This is a genomic window from Moorena sp. SIO4A1, from assembly GCF_010672065.1.
Lineage (GTDB): Bacteria > Cyanobacteriota > Cyanobacteriia > Cyanobacteriales > Coleofasciculaceae > Moorena.
In genome coordinates, this window is the sequence record NZ_JAAHHX010000168.1 from 1 (window position 1) to 3,892 (window position 3,892).

A 3,892-nucleotide genomic window follows, 5' to 3' on the forward strand; every position below is an offset into this window, starting at 1 on the left:
TAATCATTCCACCAGTGTAGCACCAAAAAGTTATGCCACACTGGCAACCTTGTGAGCCTTTAATAAGCCACTATACTAAGCAGTTAATCTCATTTAACTATCAGTAAAAACTTAGTAAAACCTTAGTAAAAATTTAGTAAAGCAATAGGAGTGCTATTTCTCTTGACCTAGATATATTGAAATTCATTAAATCAATAAAAAAATAAAAAATATGTCTTTAGTTGTGTTTCTTTTGATTTTTTATTTAGCTATACTAACCACCGATTTATAAAGTTAAGATAACTTGCACACCCAGAGGTATAAAACATCGATAATTCTGTGTTACCCGTTTCCCGTTCCGTAAGCATTCAGCTATCAGCTGTCAGTGGTCAGTGGTCAGTGGTCAGTCAGTGGTCAGTGGTCAGCGGTTAGCCGTTTGCCTTTGGCACCTCAAGTAGCGTGCGCGTAGCGCATAAGTTGATAGCTGATACGCGACACGCTGATAGCACCTCAAGTAGCGTGTGCGTAGCACATAAGCTGACGGCTGAATGCTTACCCCGTTCCCTGTTACCTAATCCGAAGCTTCCTAGCTAAATTATTGTGTAATTTTTCATAATTAACTGGATAATAAAAGATGACGAATAACTTATCAAATTGGTTACTAGGTCTAAGAAATCGCCACTTCTTACTCATTGATTTGATTATTTTCACGAGTACGCCAGTATTAGCTCTAGTCCTGTTCTTAAACAATCATCTAGATATCAACCCCTATCAATCTGGACTGATACTGGCAACCATTCTGTTCCTAATCGTTAAACTAACTGTATTTTCTACCTTCGGTCTCTACAAGCGTTGCTGGTCTTATGCCAGTATTGATGAACTAGAGCAGATAGCCGCACTTACTGCTGCTGCTATCGTCATTCAAACGTTATTGTTTCACTGGTCTAATGGTTTAACCAATTTATCCTTGAATAGCCTGCCTAATTCCTTGCCCTTACTTGACGGTATACTCAGCATGTTGTTTGTCGGTAGTCTTCGCTTCAGTGTTCGTGCAGTCGAAAGAGTCAGCCAAAAGCATAGGAAGTTTCATCGCCGGGACAATGTACTGATTGTTGGTGCTGGTAGTGCAGGGGTTGCTCTAGTCCAGGATATGCAAAAGAATCCTTCCCTGGGTTTTAATCCCGTCGCTTTTATTGACGATGACCGTAAAAAGCTCAATTTAAGAATTAGGCGACTACCTATAGTTGGTAATCGTGATGCCATTCCTGATGTTGTTCGCTCTCTACGTATTCGCAAAATTATTATCGCCATGCCTACAGCACCTGGGCGAGTTATTCGGGAAGTTTTAGATATTTGTAAATCCACAGGAGTACCAACTAGTACTTTACCTGGTATGAATGAAATCCTCAATAATCCTATCCGTGTTGGTAGTGTTCGGGATGTCAAGATTGAAGACTTGCTGCGTCGCGAACCTATACAAACTGATGTTCAGCGTGTGGCTAAGTTTCTGAAAGGAAAGATAGTTTTAGTGACAGGAGCAGGAGGCTCTATTGGCAGTGAACTTTGTCGCCAAATTTTTAAGTGTCAACCCTCAGAAATGGTACTTTTAGGACATGGAGAAAACTCCGTGTTCCATATCCAGCAAGAACTAAACCAAGTTTTAGAACTACTTGAATACGATCGGTTAGAAAATGAAAGACTTCCCAATCTTAACACTATTATTGCTGATATTCGATTGACCGGTCGGTTAGAGTACATTTTTGACCAATTCAGACCAGATATTGTTTTCCACGCTGCGGCTCATAAACATGTGCCAATGATGGAATTAAATCCTCCAGAAGCGATCACAAACAATGTGCTGGGAACCAAAAATTTGCTGGATCTCTCATTGCGATATGGTGTGGAACACTTTGTCATGATTTCAACGGATAAAGCAGTTAATCCCACCAATGTTATGGGCTGTAGCAAGCGAGTGGCGGAAATGCTGGTGCTACAAGCAGCTCAAAGGAGTGGTAGGCATTTTTCTGTGGTTCGTTTTGGCAATGTTCTCGGTAGCCGAGGTAGTGTTGTTCCTACCTTTAAGCGTCAAATTGCTGCTGGGGGTCCGGTGACTGTTACCCACCCTGATATCTGTCGCTATTTCATGACGATTCCAGAAGCAGTTCAATTGGTTTTGCAAGCCTCAGTGATTGGTCAGGGCGGTGAAGTTTTTATGCTCAATATGGGTCAACCGGTCAAAATTGTTGACTTAGCCAAAGAACTGATTCGCCTGTCCGGGTATGAAGTGGGTAAGGACATTGACATTGTCTTTAGCGGACTGCGACCAGGAGAAAAGTTATTTGAGGAACTGCTAATTCCTGGAGAAGAATATGAACCAACCCTACACGACAAATTGCTAGTAGTTAAAAATGCTAGTCATATGGTTTACCAAAATCTTGACTATGCAGTAGATGCACTCCGGAAAGCTGCAGCTCAAAATTATACCAATCTAATTTTATTCTTGCTGGAGCAACTGGTACCAGGATACACCGCTAAATACAAAAAAACTACTCCAATTCTAAATTTTTATTCGGATATTTCTAAGATGATTAGGACTGATGACAAGATTAAAGTGTTAGACAAGTGTTATCACCAAGCCAACGGCCAAGTTACCCAAACCAAAAAAATTGGGTTCTGGGAAATGGAAGATTATTTGCAAAAGGCTCTAAAAAATCAGGAGTTGCAGCTTTACTACCAGCCGATTATGCTCCTAGAAAACGAGCATATTAATAGTTTTGAAGCATTGTTGCGCTGGCAGCATCCTAACCTAGGATTGATTTACCCAGAAGAGTTTATGCCAGTAGCAAAAGCAACTAGCTTGATTGTTCCCATTGGTTGGTGGGTAATCAGAGAAGTTTGCAATCAACTACAGTCTTGGCAACAACTGTTTCCTAGTCAAACACCGATAACCATTAGTGTTAATCTGTGTCGCCAACAGTTATTGCAACCTGATTTAGTTCAGCAGATTGACCATATTATCAATAAAACTAACTTGGATGCTTATCGTTTGAAGCTAGAAATACCTGAGAGTTTTATTCGTAAAAATCCTGAGGAAGCCATGGTGGTGCTTTCCAAACTTAGAGCCATTGGGGTTCAGTTAGAATTGGATAACTTTGGTATTAATACTTCATCGGATATCAATTATATCCATGAAGTGTCTAACTCTATCTATGGAGAGTTTAATGGCTTAAAAGTTGATCGGTCTCTAGTCAGTAAAATTAATACGGATAACATAAATTTAGAACCCGTTCAAACCGTGGCTAAACTAGCCAATGATCTTGGTGTTGATCTAATTGCCACCGGGGTAGAAACATCCAGGCAAATTGATCAACTAAAAATCCTCAACTGTAAATATGGACAGGGCTACTTTTTCTCCAAACCCGTAGACGTTGAAGCGGCGATAACTTTGATTGGAGTTTAGCTAAACGTAAGCCTTCAGCCGTCAGCTGTCAGCCGTCAGCAGACTTAACTCAGATTAAACGAATGCTTACCTCTTTTATTCAAAAGCTGTCCCGTTCGCACCTCAAGTAGCGTGGCCATTCTCGTAGCGTGGCCAAAAAGGCCAAGGGTGGCCAAAGGGCAATGGTTGATAGCTGAATGCTTACAGCTAAACTAAGGGGAGAGTGGAAAGAGGGGGAGAAGGGGGGAGAAATTTGGTGTATAGCTCATCCAACTTAAAACCACTATAAAAATTGATAATAAATCAGTATAAGAAAGCAAATATGGTGATTAGTAAGATAGCAAAATACAGCAAGTTAGTCTTTATACTAGGGATATTCACCACTGTTGCTTGTAATACTATGACAACAGCTCAAACCTCTAATGTTACCACGATTTATCAAGGTAGTGATGAACACTAGATCTTTTTTTTGTT

The 3,892-nt window shown here is 40.4% G+C and carries 1 protein-coding gene; it reads left to right on the top strand.

Annotation, left to right across the window (positions count from 1 at the left end):
• Positions 1 to 613 precede the first annotated feature (613 nt).
• Positions 614 to 3,439 (top strand): polysaccharide biosynthesis protein, encoded by a 2,826-nt coding sequence (locus F6K53_RS35550; RefSeq protein WP_293084046.1) that lies wholly within the window; start codon positions 614 to 616, stop codon positions 3,437 to 3,439.
• The last annotated feature ends 453 nt before the right edge of the window (positions 3,440 to 3,892 follow it).

Coding starts and splice junctions, on each gene's coding strand:
- F6K53_RS35550 (WP_293084046.1), top strand. CDS start 614: ATGACGAATAACTTATCAAATTGGTTACTAGGTCTAAGAAATCGCCAC.